Source organism: Mucilaginibacter endophyticus (assembly GCF_003351025.1).
Classification (GTDB): domain Bacteria; phylum Bacteroidota; class Bacteroidia; order Sphingobacteriales; family Sphingobacteriaceae; genus Mucilaginibacter; species Mucilaginibacter endophyticus.
The window spans coordinates 201,918-221,738 of the sequence record NZ_QPCG01000007.1; the positions used below are offsets into that span (position 1 = coordinate 201,918).

Consider the following 19,821-nt stretch of genomic DNA (forward strand, 5'->3'; position numbering starts at 1 on the left):
CTTTGAGCTTAAAGCTTAGAAAAAATGGAAAAACAACTTACTAAACTCAATATATTCTCGCTGAAAGGCATTCAAATGCGCACCTTTCACATTACGTGGCTTATGTTTTTTGTGTGCTTTTTTGGTTGGTTTGGCCTGGCGCCGTTAATGCCAACCATTCGCGCCGAACTACATTTAAGCAAAGGACAGGTTGGCAATACCATTATCGCGTCGGTAGCGGCAACCATCATTGCGCGCCTCATTATCGGTAAACTTTGTGATACCTGGGGGCCGCGAAAAACAGCTGTAAGGTTGTTGATCGTTGGTTCGTTACCGGTGTTCCTGGTGGGCCTGGCTCATGATTATACTTCATTTTTATTGTTCCGTTTGGCTATTGGGGTAATTGGTTCATCGTTTGTAATTACCCAGTTCCATACCTCAATGATGTTTGCGCCCAATATAAAAGGTACCGCCAACGCGGTAACCGGCGGTTGGGGCAACCTTGGCGGCGGGGTAACCAACATGGTGATGCCTTTAATATTTGCCGCAATAGTAGGAGCGGGCTATACCAAAGCCGAAGCATGGCGCTACGCCATGATAGTACCGGGAGTACTGATGCTGGCAATTGCTTTTTTATACTGGAAATTCACTAAAGATACCCCTAATGGTAACTATGATGAGATTGGCTATGCCAAAACCAATCCGTCAAAAACAGATTGGTCGATACTGGCCGACTGGCGCGTTTGGGCGCTGACTATGGCTTATGCTATGTGCTTTGGCATGGAGATCACTTTTGATAACGTGGCTTCATTACATTTTGTGGATACCTTTCACCTGTCGCAAAGCTCGGCTGGTTTTTGGGCTGGTATATTTGGTTTCATGAACCTTTTTGCAAGGGCATTGGGCGGCATTGTATCTGACAAAGTTGGCGGTAAATTCGGCATGCGTGGCAAAGGATTGTTGCTGGCAGGTGTTTTATTGCTGGAAGGTATGGGCCTCATTTTGTTTGCACAGTCCGGCAACCTTACCATGGCTATTATTTCTATGCTATCATTCGCGCTGTTCCTTAAAATGTCAAACGGTGCTACTTATGGTATCGTTCCGTTCATCAATAGTAAAAATGTGGGCATGGTAAGCGGTATTGTTGGCGCTGGTGGCAACCTTGGCGGGATGTTGTTTGGTTTCCTTTTTAAATCAGAACATATCACCTATGTACAGGCATTCACCTATATCGGTATTACGGTAATGATTGTTTCTGCCATTGTTTTGGTAACCCGTTTTCAAAAACAGGCTGTTACCGAACCTGCAAAAGATGCCGTATTAGCAGGAAGCGTAGCCTAAAGCCAAAGGCTGAAAGCTTTTTTGAATACTAATAAAGATAAAGAACGAAAAACAAAGCTTTAGGCCTCAAGCCTTCAGCTTTAAGCTAAAAATGAAGCGCTCACAACAAAATACATTTACAAGCACCTGCTGTTATTGCGGGGTTGGCTGCGGCGTGGTCATTAATAAAGAAAAAAATGGCAGTATAACGCTTGAGGGTGATAAAGACTATCCCGTTAATAAGGGGATGCTGTGCAGTAAGGGACTCAACCTGCATTATACTGCCAACGATAAATCAGACAGGTTGCTGTACCCTCAAATGCGTTACAACAAAAGCATGCCCCTGCAAAGAGTAAGCTGGGACGATGCATTGGAGCGTACGGCAGCTATTTTCAAAACCTTCATCGATAAGTACGGCCCTGACTCGGTAGCGTTTTACGCTTCGGGCCAATGCCTTACCGAGGAGTATTACGTTGTTAATAAGCTAATTAAGGGTTTTATCGGTAGCAATAATATCGATACTAATTCGCGCCTGTGTATGAGCAGCGCTGTAGCTGCTTATAAAATAGCCCTTGGCGAAGACACCGTGCCCGTTTGTTATGACGACATTGAACTGGCAGATTGCTTTTATGTAACCGGGGCCAACCCAGCCTGGTGCCATCCTATTTTATGGCGAAGGGTTGAGGCGCATAAAGCTGCCAATCCTGATGTGAAGATCATTGTGGTTGATCCGCGGGTAACCGATACCTGTAGCACTGCCGATCTGCACCTTCAATTGAACCCGGGTACCGATATCACCCTGAACCATGCTATTGGTAGGGTGTTGATTGAGAATGGCGACATTGATATTGAGTTCGTGAGCAATCATGCTGATGGCTTTGAGCAGTATAGTAAACTGGTATTTGAGCGCACCCTTGCCGAATCATCGGCTATTTGCGGGGTTAGTGAAAGCGATATCCGCCTTGCAGCCAAATATATTGCCGAATCAAAAGGCTTTATCACCATGTGGACAATGGGCTTAAACCAAAGTTCTGTTGGGGTAAATAAAAACCTGAGCCTCATAAACCTCAGCTTAATAACCGGCCATATTGGTAAACCGGGTTCCGGACCGCTTTCGTTAACCGGCCAGCCTAATGCTATGGGTGGGCGCGAGGTTGGTGGCCTTGCAAACCTTTTACCGGCGCATCGTAACCTGGCAAACCCGGTTCACCGGGCAGAGGTACAAAAGTTTTGGGGCGGAAAAGAGATAGCCGCCAAGCCGGGGCTAACGGCCACTGAAATGTTTGAGGCCCTGAATAATGGTAGCCTAAAAGCTATCTGGATCATGTGTACTAATCCGCTTACCAGTTTGCCGAATGTACGGCTGGCTGAGGAAGCCCTGAAAAAAGCAAAATTTGTGGTGGTTCAGGAGATCAGCAATAAACCCGAAACTTTGGCTTATGCCGATGTGATCCTTCCCGCCGCGGCCTGGGCCGAAAAGGAAGGGACGATGACCAATTCCGAAAGGCGTATCAGCTACCTCAATAAAATACTTGATCCACCGGGTGAAGCTATGCCGGATAGCGAGATCATTTGCCGTTTTGCCCGTAAAATGGGATATAAGGGCTTTGACTTTAAAAACGCTGCTGAAATTTATGCCGAGCACGCTAAACTTACCGCTAAAACCAATATTGATATCAGCGGACTTAGCTATGATATCATTAAACAGCAGCGCTCGGTACAATGGCCATATAAAAAACGCCAGGCAGCGCCCGGAACTTCCAGATTGTTTACTGATAAGCAGTTTTACACGGCTACGGGTAACGCGCAAATCAGCGCTGTGCCCGATAAGCATAGCAGCGAAATGCCTGATGATGATTATCCTTTCATTCTCACTACCGGCCGGATCCGCGATCAGTGGCATACCATGAGCAAAACCGGAAAGGTGAACAAGCTTAATCAACATATTAAGGAGTCTTTTGTTGAGATCAACCCTGCCGATGCTGCCGTTTTGGGTATCAGCGAAGGCGACGTTACTATTATTACGTCCCGTAGAGGCGAAGCAAGAGTTAAAGCGCGTCTTACCGAACAGATAAAGCAAGGCGTAATTTTTGTGCCGATGCATTGGGGCAAGATCCTCAATAACGACCTGCACCGCATTAACAATGTTACCAACGATGCCGTAGACCCGATATCGAAAGAGCCTGATTTTAAGTATTGCGCGGTAAAAGTTGAAAAGTATAAAAAGCCTTTCCAAAAAATTGTGGTAGTGGGCGCCGGGGCAGGTGCACATGGCTTTGTACGCTCGTACAGGGAGTTGAATAAGGATGACGAGATCATTATTTTCAGTAAAGAAGATCATCCCTTTTACAACCGCGTAATGCTGCCCGATTATATCAGTGGCGAACAACGTTGGGAGCAGCTGGTAAAAATGACCGATGAGGAAGAGCCTGAACTTAAAATAAGGTTGCTACGAGGCGTAAGCATCGAAAAAATAGATCGTGCCAATAAATATGTGCTGGACAGCCGGGGCATAAAAACATATTATGATGTACTGCTGCTGGCTACCGGCAGCCGAGCTGCAATCCCTAAAAATGTGCCATCGTTGCCGGGCATCTTCAGCATGCGCAGCCGTAACGATGCGGATAACTTTAAAAAACATGTACCTAAAAACGGGCACGTGGTAATAGTAGGCGGTGGTTTGTTAGGCCTGGAAATGGCCGCTTCCCTGCGTGAGATCGGTATCACCATAACTATTATTCAACGTACGTCAAGGTTTTTAAACCGGCAACTGGATGAGCTTGGCAGCAGGCTGTTGCACGAAGAAATGGTTGACCAGGGCTGCGATATTTTTTATGATGATGAAGTGCAGTTGTTTTATGGCCGCAGTAAGCTGACTGGTATCGGTTTAAAAAGCGGGCGAAAAATTGATTGCGATGCCATGATCCTGGCCATAGGCACAACGCCTAACCTGGAAATTGCCAGGGATTGCGGTCTTGAAATTAAGCGTGGCGTAATAGTGAACGAACGCTTGGTCACCAGCGACCCTAACATCTACGCCATTGGTGAAATAGCCGAATTTCAGGGTACTTTATACGGCATAACCGCAGCGGCGGAACAGCAGGCAGCCGTAGTTGCCGGATATATGAATGGCGACATTGCCAGTTACTATAAAGGCAGCTTGTTTATGAATATTATCAAAATTCATGGCTTTGATTTGTGCAGCATTGGTTTATCCGATTGCCCTAATGATAAAGATTATGAGGAGATTGTGTTTATAGATAAAGCCAAACGCTATTACAAGAAATGTATTATTCACCAGGATAGGCTGGTAGGTACCATTTTAATTGGTGATAAAGGCGAATTTCAGGAGTTTAGGGAGTTGATAGCCAACAAAACCGAACTAAGCGATAAGCGCCTTAAACTACTTCGCAGCGGCAAAACCGCCGAACCTGTTTTAGGTAAGCTGGTTTGCAGTTGTAATAACGTAGGGGCGGATAATATTCGTAATAAAATAGCAAGCGGGTGCACGCAACTGGCAGATGTTTGCAGCCAGACAGGAGCCGGAACCGGATGTGGATCATGCCGGCCTGAGGTTAAACGTTTGCTGGAAGAGGCACTTCAGCAGCAATTAGTAAAAGCTTGAACCAATGGAGAATAAGCAACTGATTAAGATAAACCTGCCGGGAGGCGTAGCCTCTGCCGGCGATTTTTATGAAATGCTCATCATAGCTCAAAATGCAGGTGCTACACAGGTGCGTTTTGGTAACCGGCAGCAGCTTTATTTTGAGCTTGACGAGGCACGCCTTGAAGATCTGGAGTTTGACATGTTAAGCGCCGGTATTGATCATGAAGTTAACCAGGACGCTTACCCCAATATTACCAGCTCTTATATCGCCGACGGGATCTTTAACCAGGAAAACTGGCTCAAAGAAGGCGTTTATAAAGATATTTTCGACCTGTTTGATTATCAGCCCGAGTTAAAAATAAACCTGGTTGACAGCAACCAAACTTTCGCCCCTTTTTTTACAGGCAACCTTAATTTCATTTACTCGCCGGTAAGTAATTACTGGTATTTGTATATCAGGTTTCCTAAAACCAATATCCTGTATTGCTGGCCTGTATTGATTTATTCGGACGATATTCCTGCCGTAGGAAAAGCTATACAACAGGTAATATTTGCTAATAAGGCACGCTTTTATGATCAGGCCGAGATCAATCCTGAAGAGCTTTATCAATTGGTTATTGCCAGTCACCAATTTGTTATACAGGAAATTGATCAGCCGCTGGTAATCCCTGAATTTCAATTACCCTATTACGAGGGTTTTAATAAGCAGGGTAACAAATACTGGCTGGGAATATACCGGCGTAATGAGCTTTTCGACATCGAATTTTTGAAGGAGATCTGTAACCTGTGCATGCAAACCAGGGTAGGGCAGTTGTACATCAGTCCATGGAAATCTTTACTGATAAAAAATATTGAGGCTAAACACCGGCCATTATGGGGCAACCTGCTTAACAAATACCGGGTAAATATCAGGCATGCCTCAAACGAGCTTAACTGGCAGGTTGAGGATCTTTGCAGCTCATGTCTTGAGCTTAAGCAGCAATTGGTAAGCGAGTTTGAAGAGGCTGATCTGCGAACTTACGGCCTTAGCTTTGCCATAAAGCGTTCGCCTAAATCGGGTATTTATGGTTCGGTTATGATCCGTTCGCGGATGCCCGATGAGTTTGAGATTGTACATACCCGCGATTTTAACCACAACACCCGCGAATTTGTGGTATATAAACAAAGCGTTCCAAAAGCAGATCTCAGTAAACACCTGATAGCGTTGTGCGATATGTTTTACGAACAGCAGTGCAATAACCGATTGCCTTTACAGGTAAGTAATAGTAATAATGAGGTTAAATCAACTAACCAGAAAACTGTTCATCAATGTAAAAGCTGCTTCACCATTTATGACGAATTGTATGGTGATTTGCTGAACGCAATAGAGCCAGGAATACCTTTTGAAAATTTATCTAACTACGAATGCCCGACTTGCGGCTCAGAAAAAGAGAATTTCGCCGAGGTTATGTGTGTTGTTGAATAGATATGCGAATAGTTTAAACACTTTCATTTTGCAACGTTTTTTAAAGCATAGAAAAGCGGTTCGCTAACATTGTAGCCAAATGGCCCAAAATCGAAATAGGCATTTCCAATCAACAAATCAAGCTTATTATCTCCGTTGATATCGCCGGCATCAAGGGTAACCGCACGCTCAAATTTGATATCGGGAGAAAGCGCGTAAGGGGTGAAATTTAAACCTCCTGTACCCTTTAGATATACAAAGCCCTCTTCTGGTTGCCGGGCATCAGTGAAAAGACTGACAGTTGCAATGTCTATATTACCATCGCCGTCAAAATCTCTTGCAATTGCCTTATAACATCCGTTTATAGGATAAAAATATTGCTGTTTGTAATTGCCTTTTCCATCATTTATAAAAATATATACACCGTGGTAGGGCTTTAATACCAAAGTGGCATTCCCATTATCGCCACAGGTATACACGATATCTTTATATCCATCGTGGTTTATATCAACCATCTCAAAATACGATGAACCATAAATAGCCGGGAACCTAAGCATTTCTTTTGCCTCAAATTTACCATTGCCTTTATTGGTAAAGTGAAAAATACCTTCTTCGCCCTGTGCAAAAAGTACGTATAGTCCGGGCAGTTTACCATCCTGATTATCTATATAGGCTTTAATGGCGCCGGGTAAGGTACTTATAACATGTTTGGTAAAGTTGCCGTTGCCTATGTTCTCCATCCAGCATAACTCGCCCGTTAGGCTCCCAAACTCACAAATAACATAGTCGGTTTTGTTGTCTCCATTAATATCAGCAGCCAAAATCTGTACAGGCCTGCCAAGTTTACTAAAAGTAGGCTCGGGGGCAAGCCGCATTTTACCTTCAGCCGAAATCGTTAGCTGGGTTATTGTACCCAGTTTATCGCTGTTTGCACCCAGATCTTTACCTATTGTACAAACCAAGGTGTTACCATGGTCAAAAAGGATGTCAACCACTGGCCCTGTTGTAGCAATTGAATCAATGATTTTTAGCTGTACCGATAACAGGTAGAGTTTTTTAGCCTGCCCGTTAGCAATAAATATGCGGGCTGGTTTAACACTGTTATCTATTTTTACGTAACTACCCAATACCTGTTTTCCTTCAAGCGATTGCTGCGGTTTTTCGACAGCGAAAAATGGCAGTTCTTTTTTTATAGGCAATGGCCTGTTTTGAGGAGGAAGCTTGATAGGGGCAGTGTTCATGTAATAATCTATAATGTCCTGCCATTGCTCATTATTTAAAACAGGAGCAGAGGGCACTACCAGGTCGTCGCCTTTTATTGATCCTACGTAAGATTCCCCGCGGTGATTTTTGATCCCCATGCGTAAGCCCATTTGCGGAAATACATTTTTCCATTTAAACCTGTTAAGCAGTGCGGGATCGGGTAGCATATGGCATGAAGTACAGTATTGTTGGGCTAATACCTTTCCGGCAGCAATGCTTTCCACAGTGGCTATCTGGAAATGCTCTCCCTCGTTGGCAGCTGTATTGTCTTCTTTATTTGCCTGTAAATACCAAAACAAACCAATAGTAATTGCTATCACCAAAACCACAATACTAACAATTACAGCTTTTGAAACTTTTGCAGGGCGGTGCTTATCGGGTCTATTAATCATGAATATTAAGATGCGTGATGAAGATACAACCAATAAACCAATTAGATAGGTTTGGTTATTTCTTTTAGCACTCCTGGTTATTTTTAGAATGTACTTTAAAAACATAACCCCAGGCGCAATGCCCGGGGTTACATCGGTTTAGGAGTTAATTAGTTTAGTATCCTGGATTTTGTACCAGCTTTTTATTCTTATCAATTTCTGTCTGCGGAATTGGCATCCAGTTTTGCCGCTCGAAGAAGGTATTGGTGAATATTTTAACCGGCGTATAGGATAATCCCGAGCCGGCGGCCTCTATCTTCATACCATATTCAGGCGAGGTAAGTACGCCGGTTGGCCCCGTAGTGATCAACCATCTGCGGATATCGAACCATCGCTTATCTTCAAACGCCAGCTCAATACGTCTTTCACGGCGAATGTACACACGCATTTCATCCTTGGTTAAGCCTGCTTTTACAGCCGGTAGTGCAGAACGGGCCCTCACTTTATTAACCGCGTCATAAACGGAAGCGTCCGGTCCGGCGGCTTCGTTTTGGGCTTCAGCATAGCTTAACAATACTTCGGCATACCGGAAGATGATGTAATTGGCAAAGCTCGGCGCCAGGTTGATACTGGTTTGCCCGGTAATACTTTCGTCAAGTGTTTTGCGGGCGTTATAACCGGTATTGGTGATATCGCTTGTAGAGCCAAGGTCAATCTGGTTACTGCCACCTATGCGCGACTTAAAGATATCACCCTGCCATGGTGCTCCATCGTACAAGATTGACTGATAAAAGCGCTGTTCACGATGTGTATAGGGATCTTGAGGGTTATAACCGGAAGCGGCATCGGTAATAGGTAAACCATTATCCATTGAGTAATCATCAACCAAGCCCTGAGTAGGCGCAAGGTTACCCCATGATTGCTGAACACCATTTACATACACCGGGCCAAGGTAACCTTCGCGGTGACTGCCTTTTGCAGGGCCCGTAGCATAACCGCGGGCAAAAATAGTTTCAACGTTCCAGTTATTCGCTGATAAAAACTGATCGGCATATGAGGTAGCTGTAGTGTTGAATAGGCTATAAGTACCCATATCCATTACCGATTTATTGGTAGCCGCAGCTTTGCTCCATTTGCCAGCATCATTGGCGGTATTCACCAGCGGACTGGCTGCAAAAAGCTCAACCCAGCCTTTCAGTGTTAATGCTGCTCCTTTGGTTGCACGGCCACTTTCGGCCGCTTTTGTTGGCAAAACCGCCGCTGCCGCATCGCAATCAGCTTCAATAAAGGCAACTGTTTCATCAATGCTGGAGCGTGCTGTAAAAATGTCGCTGCCATCCTGGTTGTTAAGCGGGGTTGTAATAATCGGAACGCCGCCATAAGCAGTAAACAGCAGCGAATAGAAATATGCCCTCATAAATGTAACTTCGGCAACACGTTGTTTGTACCAGTCGTCGGTGTATTTATCCTTGTTTGCTGCGGCCTGCTGCAGAAATATATTACATTTCCTGATTTTGCCATAGTTACCTTCCCAGTCCCACATGCCACCGGGGCCTGTTGGTACGTTACTTGGGCCTATGGAGCCTGCTCTTACCGTAGCCTGCCCGTTTTCCCAGGCGGCGCCGCAAAAGCTATTGTCGGCATATTGCTCGGTAAGCTGATAGTCGTTGTTGATATCCGGAATTTGATTATAAATATCATTCACAAAAAGATCAGCGTTGCTTTGCGAACCAAATGTAGCAACGTCGGTCAGAAACCCCTTGGGCGTTACATTTAATGAATCATCTTTCTTACATCCACTAATACTTACAACAAGTAAAGCAAGTAAAAAAAGTTCTCGGTATTTTATAAAAATCTGTTTCATCGCTTTCTTATTTTAGTTAAAATGTGGCATTTACACCTAATGAAAATACACGCTGCTGGTAGTAATTGGTGTTACTGCCACTGTTTTCCGGGTCGATGATCTCTTTTACATGCGGTAAAGAGTTAATCACGTTTTGCCCGGCAAGATATATCCTTATGGATTGGATCTTGTTTTTCAACAGTTTGTTTGACAACGTATAGCCAAGCTCAAAGCTTTTTAACCTGATGTACGAATCGTTCCTGATAAACCAGGAAGAAGCCTGTGTATTATTTGATGTTGGCGTACCCGTAACCCGTGGATATAAAGCATTCGGAGTAGACGGGGTCCAGTGGTCATCAAACACCAATTGCGAAGCAGAGCCAGAGGCGTTGAACGGAAACGCGAAGTAGTTGTTGATTTGGATACTACTGTTACCTGAACCCTGGAATAATACGTCCAGATCAAAGTTTTTAAACGTCAATCTTGGTTCCAAGCCCCAAATAATTTCCGGGGTATTAGGGTGACCGATCACTGTTTGATCATTGGCATCTATCTTGCCGTCCGGTTTGCCATCGGGTCCGCTCAAATCCGCATATTGGATATCGCCTGCCTTAACCGGGCCGAAAGACGGAACAGGTATGCCTGCTTTTAGTGATCCATCAGGGTTAAAATCGGTTGTTTTGAAGTATCCCAATGCTTCATATCCAAATTGGGTATTAATCGGGCGACCGGTTTGTCTTCTGTTGGGATTATTGGCAGTAGCACTGGTTTCATAAACCTGTAATAGCTTATTCCTTGCAAAAGTGAATGTACCGGTAACATCTAATCTTAAATCTTTAGAAAAACTGTGGCCACTTTGTAAGGTTAAATCAACACCGTGGTTGCTCATGATACCACCATTTACAAGCCCTGTACCTATACCATATTCGCCAGGTAATGTATTGCCAATGCTTACCAGCATATTAGCACGCTTCTCATAAAAATAATCGGCTTCAATGCTCAGTAAACCTTTCCATAAAGTTGCTTCAAAGCCTACGTCGGTTTTAGTCGCTTTTTCCCAGGTGATATTTGGGTTACCCTGTAGCGACTCATTGATGCCCTGGGTAGCGCTGCCATTAAGCACAGCTGAATTAGAATAAGGGTTATAAGGGCTCAGATATTGATAAGTCTGGATGGCATTACCAGTTCTTGGATAGGCACCCGATTTACCCCATGAAGCCCTAAGCTTTAAATTATCCAGCCAAAGCAGGTTGTCTTTAATGAATTTTTCTTCAGACAAGCGCCATCCGGCCGAGAAAGCCGGGAAAAAGCCATATCGGTGTCCCGGTGCAAACAAGTAACTTCCGTCATACCTGCCGGCAGCTTCAAGCAAATACTTTTTATCGTAAGAGTAGCCAACCCTGTAAACATAACCTATTTGTTTTTGCCCGTTTGAGTAGCCGAAGTTAGTGGCATCCGCGGCAGCCGGGCCACCATAATTTAGCTCATCAATATCAAGGTTATAGTTGTACTTGGTTGCTCCAAAAGTTTCGTATTTAACCCGGCGGCTTTCAAATACAGCTAAAGCGGTAACATCGCTCTTGCCAAATGAACCGGCGTATGATAGCAAGCCCTGAATGGTTAAAGAGTGGTTTTGGCTATAGTTTTCAGAGAACGTTGCCTTTGAGTTACCCTGGATCCCTTGTTTGTAGGTATAAGGGGTAGTAGTTACGTCAACGTTATAAAAAGGTATTGGTGTAGTATAAATACGTTGAACCGATGTGATATTGCCTGTAAACAGCGGATCCGGGCCGTTATCGTAGCTAATAACACCTTTTAAGCTTAAACCTTTAATCGGAAGCTTCTGATCAATTGTAAATTGCGAAAGGACGGCTGTATTTTCATTGAATTGATAGCCGCTGTGGTAAATTTCACCAATAAGCGATTGCCCGATATAACCCGACCATAATCCATTACTGTAGTAGATGGGGGTTGTTGGTGCCTGGCGCTGTGCCTGACCTATAATGGTGGCAGCACTTTGAGATGGGAAATGCTGATCCTCAACATAACTGTTTACCGATAACGACACAGTAGTGCTTTTGGTTGCATTTGCAGTTAAGTTTAACGAACCATTGTACTTGTTAAGATAAGTAGTACTCCACATACCATCCTGGTGTGTGTAACCTAAGGCTGCAAAATATTTGATATCCTCGGTACCACCGGCCAATGTTACGTTATGATAAGTAATAGGGCGGTTTTTCTGAATAATTTGCTGTAGCGGATGTCCATCTGGGTGCCCGTCAGGATCTGAATGGTCTTTGAATTTCTGGATATCCTCTGCTGTGTATGCAGGTGGCTGGCCATCGTTGGCGTTTGCCTCATTCCTTAATAAAGCGTAGTCATATGATCCAACAAAGGTTGGTACCTTGGTTGGGTTCTGGATACCATAATAGCCGTTATAGGTTAATGTTGGTTTGCCTGATTTACCCTTTTTTGTAGTAACCAGGATTACGCCGTTTGCACCGGCTACACCATAAGGGGCAACAGCTGCCGCGTCTTTCAGTACCGAAACATTCTCGATAGTATTCGGGTCAAGACGGCTGAAATCGCGCGGTACACCATCAACGATCAACAGGGGAGAACTACCACCGGTAGAACCAATACCCCTGATCTGGATGTTTGAACCGTCGTAACCCGGCTCGCCGCTTCCTTGAGTAATAATTAAACCAGAGGCACGACCAACCAAGCTGTTGGTTAAGTTAACTACGGGCTTTTTAGCAATTTCGGTGGTTTGTATGGTTGATACTGCCGCGGTAGAGGAAGTTTTCTTCTGGGTACCGTAACCTACCACAATAACCTCGTTAAGGTTTTTGGCAGATGCCTGCAGCCTGATGGTAACGGAGGTTTGGCCGTTAAGTTGAAATTCAGTTTGCTCATAGCCGATGTAAGAAACTATCAATGTAGCATTTGGATCGGCATTCAGGGTAAAGCTACCGTTAACGTCGGTAACGGCCCCTACAGTTGTTCCTTTTACTTTTACGGACGCGCCGATGATGGTTTCGCCGGTAGTTTTATCAACGATTTTTCCTTTAATAGGGGCCGGTTTATAAGCGGTGGCTGATGAGTTTAGCTTATTGCTGAAACGGGCGCGGTTTGACGCATAGGAACTTGTTTGAGCAATTATCAGCAGGATCAGGGGGAAGGTGACTGATCGGGATATTTTTCTTAAAAATATTTTAACAGGTAAAAAATACTGCATAATGAGAGTTGATTAAGAGTTGAGATTGGAGCATTTATTTAATGCATTGGGATCTTAGTCCGATTTTCTTTTTACTTTTTTTGTCTTGCCATATTTTTTTCGGTTAGGTTTATAATTGGTTAATTAACAGGATAGTAAGTGTTAAAACAACAGTTTAAATTTAGGGCGTAATAATATATCGCTATCAAAGAACAGGAGTTGCTTTTCCGTATTATTAAACCATAAATAAGCTCCCGCTCTGAGGCGTTTTCCTGGCTATATTATGGTTGATTTTATGGATCAACTTAAATGAAAATTGTACAAGCAGGTCGTAATAATAGTTGCGGTAGTCAAGCGCTTACCGCTAATTGGTGTCACAATTAACCGCTATTTTTTCAGAAAAAAAGGGGACAAAGCTGTAAAATAAAGGGGATAAAATACATAACATCGCCGTTTTTGAGGCGAAATCGCATTTTATGAAGATGGCGAGCATATAACACTTAAACATTCCGGGGTAAAAAAAGTGCCGGACGTTTATTATTCGCTGCGAGGGGTTAATTTTTTTGATATACCCTAACGTAGTCAACTTCATAACGTTTAGGGAATTTTGTTGCTGAAGGATCGCCACCATTGTCGCCGCCTATGGCAAGGTTCAGCAATATGTAATGCGGCTGCATAAAAGGATTAAACTGGCTTCCATCCTGATTAACCAGGTCTTTAAGCGCTACACGGTTAAGCAGGAAATCATCTACATATAAACTTATAGCTTCGGTATCCCAGTCCATCCGCCAGATATGAAATTTTTTGCTCCAGTTGGCTTTGAACGTATTCAACGCTTTGGTATTACTGTACCATTTGGCCTTATAAGGTGCCGAAGTACCGCAGGCAATGTTGGCCAGAAGCTTTTCGCGATAATACTCCATAATGTCAATTTCACCGTTAGATGGCCACGGCTTGCCTATACCCAGTGTCCAGAAAGCGGGCCATAAACCGGCATCAGTACTGATACGCCCGCGCATGATAAAGCGCCCATACTGAAAATTATGTAAGCCGCTGGTATTTATACTTGAGGATGTATAGTTTATAAATTCTCTTTTCTGTTTCCAGTTGGTACTGTTTGGAACGTAATCGGGATTGGGTTGGTGTACCTTTCTCGCTTCTATTATGAGTTTACCATTGCGGCAAAAGGCATTTTGTGACTGGTACCATTGATCTTCATTATTGCGCACAAAGCCGGTTTCAAATTTCCAGTTGGCAGGATCAGGCGCGCCGTTTGTATTAAACTCGTCTGCCCAAACCAGTTTATACCCACCGGTGGTATCCTGCTGGCATTTACCTGCAAAAGGACTGATCATTAACATTCCGGCGATAATTATCTTCTTGATCATCATAAATGCGCTTATTTAAATGGTTATAATCGGGGCGGCTTTCTTAAAACAAATTAAGTGATATTCGGGAATGCCGATGGGGGGCAAAACAATAAATTAAAGGGGCTTTATCCTTTTGGTTTACTTTAAGCTGATTTTTCAAATTCATTTAATCGGTACGAAACCCGGAAGTTTGCCCTGTGCTTCTTAACAAACTCTGATGGATTAACACCAAATTGTTTATTGAATTGCTGCCTGAAATATCTGATATCGCTGATGCCTACCTGTATCGCGGCTTCATTGATGTTACAATTGGTTTGAATAAGCAGTTCGGCAGCCTTTCGCAGCCGAACAAACCTGATAAAGTTGTTAATGGATTGCCCGGTAGCGCCTTTAATTCTTTTAAACAGTGTAGGATAACTGATACCGATGGCTTTGGCCAAAGCATAAACATCAAAGTTATCTTCGGTAAAGTTTTGCTCAATAACAGCTATACAATTATTAAGCAGGTCTTTATCTTCCCCGGAAATTTTAAGTCCGGCATTGTCCTTGGTAACCTCTTTATAAAAATACTGATGAAGCTTTATCTGGTTTCTGAGTACACTTTTAACCCGGGCAGTAAGCAATTCCTTATCAAAAGGTTTGCGTAAAAAATCCATTGCCCCTTGTTCAATGCTCTTAACCATAATATCTGGTGTGGTATCGCCGGTAAGCAAAATAACTGGGATATGTTTTATCGCGGCATCTTCCATGATCATTCTGCACAGTTCAAGGCCGTTTATGCCATTCATCACAATATCGCTTATAATTACATCCGGTATATGTTTTCTGATCAGCTCAAGACCAATAGCTCCATCTTTTGCCTCAATCACCGAATAGTCGGCCGAAAATATTTTCCTGATATAGGTTCTTATCTGTTCATTATCGTCGATAATTATAATGGTATGTTTTTCTTCCGCAAATAATTCAAGCTTTTGTAATTCATGAGTTTCTTCTGTAAGGTCCTTATTGTCATGATCAATAAGTTCATTCACAAATTCATAATCGGGATTAGCACCAACACCAATAGTTACCTCATCGGTATTGAAATGTTTTGCTCCCTTTTGAAGCATTAGGGTAAAGGTAGTGCCACCATCTTTGTTGTTTAAATAGCTTATTGCACCCTTATGGCTGTCAATAAATACTTTAACAAGGTACAAACCAATGCCAAACCCTTTTTTTGAACTGTTGCTGTCCTTTACCTGGTAAAACTTATCAAAAAGCTTATCACCGGTTTCGGCGTCAATACCAATCCCGCTATCGCTGATTTTAAAGTAGACCTGCGTTTCATCTTCCTCTACAAACACATTCACGTTACCATGATCGGGTGTGAATTTAAGCGCGTTTGAAATCAGGTTGAATAACGAGATCTCAATTTTTTCGATATCAGCAAATACCTCGATGCGCGGGTTTGTTGTTTCGAAAGTATAGTTCAACTTTTTAATTTTTGCCTGATGGGCAAAGCAGGAAAATACCTCTTCACATACCCTAACAAAATTTATCTCACTTATCGTCAGTTCCGCATTTTCGCTTTCAGTTTTTCTGAATAACAGCAAATGATCTACCAGTCCCAATAACCGGCGGGCGTTCTTGTATACTGTACCGAGCTCATCGGCACTGCCTTTGTTTTTATCCAACAGATCTTTAATTGGGTTGATGATCAATGTAAGCGGGGTACGGAACTCATGCGATACATTGGTGAAGAAAGCGAGTTTCTTTTCGTTAATTTCTTTTTCCTTTTCAACGTTCAAGTTGGCAAGGTTAATTTCAAATTTCAGTTTTGCCTGTTTTTCCCTGTATCTGAAGTAGATGTATATTAAGGCGAAAGCTATGATCATGTAAACGGCATATGCCCACCATGTTCTGTACCAGGGCGGGAATACAATTACTTTAATGCTTATTTGACCGGGCATCCAGTTTCCGCGGGTGTCGGTGGCTTTAATTCTGAGCGTATAATTGCCCTCATCTAAATGAGTGTAAGAAGCCGATTTAGTTTGGCCTACGTAATTCCATCGGTGATCCCAGCCCTCAAGGTAATAAGCGTATTCAATTTTATCGGGGAAGGAGTATTCAAGCGCAGTATAATGTACGGTTAAAGCTGCCTGCGCATAGTCCAGCTCAATGGTTTTAAGATCGGCCAGCGATTGGCTTTTCATTAGCCCGGAGCTATCAGCTTCCGAATTGTTGATCTTTAAACTGGTAATATGCAGGTCTGGCTTATGGTCTTCCACCTGTATACTATCCGGATCAAAAAGATTAAAACCATTGATACCACCAAACGCCATTTTTCCGGACTGCAACCGTATGGCGGCATTGTAATTAAACTGAAGGCTTTGAATACCGTCAGAAACGGTGTAATTCGTAAAAGTGTTTTTTGACGGAGAGTACCTGGTCAGGCCATTATAAGTACTGCACCAAAGATTTCCTTTTTTATCCGCCAGGATGTTCAAGGGAGAATTGCCTGGCATACCGTTAGCTTTGGTGTACCTTTGATATTTCATATTTGAAAGATCGTATTTAAGTAAACCGCCACCCTCTGTTCCAACCCACAGATGATTAGAATCATCGTCGGTTATAGCTCTGACTCCGTAGCCAATATCAAAAAAATGATGTTTTTTGGTAACGGTATCTAATTTAATGAGCCTGGTTAAATCACCTGCCCATACCGTGCCATGCCTGTCTTCAAATATGGAATGAACATTAACCAGGTTGCCATCGAATAGTTCAAATTCGTCTTTTTTTCTGTTGTATAGATATACGGAACCGCTGCGTGTACAGGTGGCCCACAAACGGTGTTTGGAATCTTCATAAAGCTTCCAAAGATTTTTATCGATAGTGCCGGATAAGGTATTATAACAGCTGTAATGTTTAAACTTACCGGTTGCTTTATTGAATTGGTCAATGCCGCCATTGTATGAACCAATCCATATTTTATTGTCGGAGGTTTTAAGTATGCTGGTAATAAAATCAGAACTTAAGCCCCCACCGGTGGAGGTATGGGTATAATTGGTGTATAGATTGTTTTTAGTATCCCAATAAGAAAGGCCACCGCCATCTGTACCTATCCATAAATTATGTTTTTCATCTTCACAAAATGATAGGATGAAATTGTTGATCACACTGTTGTTGTTAAATGGATCATTGCTGAAAAGCGGAAATGGTTTTTTTAAATTATCTATAATGCTAACCCCTCCGCGTAATGTAGCTATCCACTTTCTTGACTCCCGGTCGTGATAAACGGTGGTAACGGCCCCGCTGCGCAAGGATCCTGCCTTATTGCCACAAGTTATAAAGCTGAGTTTGCCCGTTTTAAAGTTAAAAATATTTATACCCCCGCCATCGGTGGTTATCCACAAATCACCCTTTTCGTCTATAGTTACGCTAAATATATTATCGTTTGTAAGTTTACCTGCACCGGGGTTAAACTTGCTTACAGCTTTGGTGTTTTGGTTAAAAATATACAGGCCGTTCTCGGTTCCGATCCAAACGTTGCTTGCTTTATCTGCAAGTAAGCAGGTGGCGGAGAGTAATTTATTATTAATTAAATTTAAGTGGCCTGATTGGGGATTGTAATAACAGAGCCCGTTATTTTTTGCAAATACCCACACCCCGGCAGTGCCTTGGCATAAGGCCTGTACATTATAATTGTAACTGGTATTAAGGACTACCTGACGATAAATTTTAAGGCTGTTATCATACTCCAAAAGCCCGTGCGCACTTGAACCGACATATACATTGCTATCCTTGTTGCTGGATATGTTGTTAATGCTAAATGCGATTTTTAACCGCTGTTTGCTATGGCTATCCAGGTAATATTCGGGGTGAAAATGGGCATCCTGGTAATCATAAAATGAAAGCCCCCGCTGGCTGCCTACCAATATTTTATCGGCTGTGCCATCTATAGCGGTTATGTGGTTGTAGGGCAGTGATTTATCGTCGCCCCATTCATTTCTGTATATTTTAAATACATCGCTATCGTACCGGTTCAGGCCGTCATAGGTGCCCATCCACATGAAACCATACCTATCCTGGTAAATACAGGTGACAGCGTTATTGGATAAACCGTTTTCGATGCCAAGATATCGTATTGGCCCGCCGGTAGCACCTAAGGCATTCAGGTAAGTAAAAAGGAATAATAAACTAAAATATATTCTCGGATTTAAAGCATTATTTATCCTGCTATACATTATCGGTTATTAAATTATTGGTTAATAGTTGGTAAGTAAAAATATCAAAATCATTGACAAAAGAAACCGGATTTTAATTATAAACGGGAATGTTACAAAAATGGGAACGGCTCGGTACGGTCGGATGCACTTAGTGCAGCTTTGTTTTTTGAATGATTTATTTTACCCCCTTAAATATAAGGCTTTGTCCCCCTGATATCTAATAGTATTATTGCATTTTTGATGGAGATACCAATTTAAGCCGACTGCACAAGTTTGCTTGTAAAGCCAAACCAATTAATATCACGCACAAAAATTATAAGTACCTATGTTGAAACGCCGTCACCTATTCCCGATGCTGAGTATCGCAGTGTTATTCAGCCTGCCCTTTCTGTTGGCCCTTAAAAGCGCGGATGCTCCGCCTAAAGTTAAATGGGAGCAGCTTTTTAACGGGAAAGATTTAAAGGATTGGACTATTAAGATCAGAAAACATAAACTGAATGAAAATTTCGGCAATACCTTCAGGATTGTAGATGGCAAAATACAGGTGAATTATGACCAGTATTCAAAATTTGATGAGCAATATGGGCATTTGTTCTATAAAAAGCCTTTTTCATATTATCTGATAGGCGTAGAGTATCGTTTTACGGGTGATCAGGTTAAGGACGGTCCTGGATGGGCCTATCGTAACAGTGGTGTCATGATACACGGTCAGGATCCGAAAACCATGGGCCTTGATCAGGATTTTCCTGTTTCAATTGAGGTTCAGCTGCTGGGTGGTAACGGGAAGGATAAAAGGCCAACAGCCAACGTTTGTACACCGGGCACCCAATATGTATTGGATAACTCTGTTGTTAAAAGTCATTGCCTGGATTCAAAATCAGCAACCTTTCATGGCGACCAGTGGGTTAGGGTGGAGGCTTTGGTATTGGGCGATTCGCTTGTTGTACATTATGTAAATGGCGATGAAGTGCTACGTTATCAGCGCCCGCAATTAGACCCGGTAGGTGGAGCAGAAGAAGGCGCCCTGTTAAAAAGCGGCACAATTTCTTTACAAAGCGAAAGTCATCCTGTAGAATTCAGAAAGGTGGAAATTGTTAATTTAGAAAAGTATGCGCATGACCCTCAAAAACTGGCGGGCGTGATACGGCAATTAACAGCTGAAAAACGTGTCCCTAAACAATAAAAAGAATCACCAATAATTT

At 42.9% G+C, this 19,821-nt stretch carries 9 protein-coding genes; 4 read left to right on the top strand and 5 right to left on the bottom strand.

Translation table 11 applies throughout. The annotated features are described in order from the left end of the window. Positions 1-24: 24 nt before the first annotated feature. The 3 genes from DUL71_RS25430 (at position 25) to DUL71_RS25440 (ending at position 6,371) form a co-directional block, all read left to right on the top strand. Positions 25-1,320 carry an MFS transporter gene (locus DUL71_RS25430; RefSeq protein WP_114940680.1) on the top strand — a complete coding sequence of 432 codons (1,296 nt, stop codon included), beginning with the start codon at positions 25-27 and terminating at the stop codon, positions 1,318-1,320. 91 nt (positions 1,321-1,411) lie between these two features. Then, positions 1,412-4,924: a nitrate reductase gene (locus tag DUL71_RS25435; protein WP_114940681.1), complete on the top strand. Its 3,513-nt coding sequence runs from the start codon at positions 1,412-1,414 to the stop codon at positions 4,922-4,924. Between the two features lie 4 nt (positions 4,925-4,928). Next, positions 4,929-6,371, top strand: coding sequence for a rubredoxin (locus tag DUL71_RS25440; protein ID WP_114940682.1), 1,443 nt, complete (start codon positions 4,929-4,931; stop codon positions 6,369-6,371). Positions 6,372-6,394: 23 nt separating this feature from the next. On the opposite strand, the gene DUL71_RS25445 is transcribed toward DUL71_RS25440, so the two are convergent. The 5 genes from DUL71_RS25445 to DUL71_RS25465 form a co-directional block, all read right to left on the bottom strand. After that, on the bottom strand, positions 6,395-8,005 hold the full coding sequence (locus tag DUL71_RS25445) for an FG-GAP repeat domain-containing protein (protein WP_161964507.1): 1,611 nt from the start codon (positions 8,003-8,005) through the stop codon (positions 6,395-6,397). Positions 8,006-8,159: 154 nt separating this feature from the next. Beyond that, positions 8,160-9,848 carry a RagB/SusD family nutrient uptake outer membrane protein gene (locus DUL71_RS25450; RefSeq protein ID WP_114940684.1) on the bottom strand — a complete coding sequence of 563 codons (1,689 nt, stop codon included), beginning with the start codon at positions 9,846-9,848 and terminating at the stop codon, positions 8,160-8,162. 16 nt (positions 9,849-9,864) lie between these two features. Then, positions 9,865-13,065: a SusC/RagA family TonB-linked outer membrane protein gene (locus tag DUL71_RS25455; protein ID WP_114940685.1), complete on the bottom strand. Its 3,201-nt coding sequence runs from the start codon at positions 13,063-13,065 to the stop codon at positions 9,865-9,867. Positions 13,066-13,598: 533 nt separating this feature from the next. Then, positions 13,599-14,435 carry a glycoside hydrolase family 16 protein gene (locus DUL71_RS25460; RefSeq protein WP_114940686.1) on the bottom strand — a complete coding sequence of 279 codons (837 nt, stop codon included), beginning with the start codon at positions 14,433-14,435 and terminating at the stop codon, positions 13,599-13,601. A gap of 122 nt (positions 14,436-14,557) precedes the next feature. Next, entirely contained in the window at positions 14,558-18,637 is a 4,080-nt protein-coding gene (locus tag DUL71_RS25465; protein ID WP_114940687.1) for a hybrid sensor histidine kinase/response regulator transcription factor, read from the bottom strand. A gap of 307 nt (positions 18,638-18,944) precedes the next feature. Here DUL71_RS25465 and DUL71_RS25470 point away from each other — a divergent pair, with 307 nt between their 5' ends. Continuing rightward, positions 18,945-19,802, top strand: coding sequence for a 3-keto-disaccharide hydrolase (locus DUL71_RS25470; RefSeq protein ID WP_244228832.1), 858 nt, complete (start codon positions 18,945-18,947; stop codon positions 19,800-19,802). The last annotated feature ends 19 nt before the right edge of the window (positions 19,803-19,821 follow it).